A 650-nucleotide genomic window follows, 5' to 3' on the forward strand; every position below is an offset into this window, starting at 1 on the left:
GCGTCTTGGCCGACGGTCCGCCGAGATTGACCAGCACCTTCGGGTTGACCAGCTCGATCTGCCTTTCGATGAAGGGCCGGCAGATTTCGGTCTCGTGCGGCGTCGGCGTGCGGTTGCCAGGCGGCCGCCACGGGATGACGTTGGCGATATAGGCCGAGTTGCGGTCGAGGCCGATCGCCGCCAGCATGCGGTCGAGCAGCCGGCCGGAGCGGCCGACGAAGGGCAGGCCTTCGAGGTCCTCGTCGCGGCCCGGCGCCTCGCCGACCAGCATAAGGTCGGCGTTGGGATTGCCGTCCGCGAAGACCAGGTTCTTGGCGGTGAACTTGAGGTTGCAGCCGTCGAAGGCGGCCATGTGCTGGCGCAGCTCATCGAGCGTCGTCGCGCGGGCGGCAAGCTGCCGCGCGAGCAGGACCTGCCCCTCGTCGGGAACGGCCGCGGCTGCAGGCGGCCGGGCGGGTGCGTCCGGAATATTGCTGGCATCGAGGCCGGATAAGGGCGCTGGCGGGTTCTCAGCTTGTTCCGAATCCTGCTCTGGTGTCTTTCGGCTCTCTGGCGCGGCTTCGCGGCGCGGTGCGGCTGGCGCCCGCTCTGCAGGCCTGCGTTCGGCCGGCCCGCGTCCAATTGGCGCTGCCGCCGCTTCGGCAAACCGG

Annotated in this window: 1 protein-coding gene; it reads right to left on the reverse strand. The window is 70.0% G+C overall.

Annotated elements, in window-relative coordinates; translation table 11 throughout:
- Positions 1-622, reverse strand: a 622-nt coding sequence (locus EOA23_RS35225) for a uracil-DNA glycosylase (protein ID WP_245474460.1), incomplete at its 3' end; no start/stop codon positions are given.
- Between the last annotated feature and the right edge of the window lie 28 nt (positions 623-650).

It is taken from the genome of Mesorhizobium sp. M2A.F.Ca.ET.042.01.1.1 (genome assembly GCF_003997405.1).
In the GTDB taxonomy this organism is placed as follows: domain Bacteria; phylum Pseudomonadota; class Alphaproteobacteria; order Rhizobiales; family Rhizobiaceae; genus Mesorhizobium.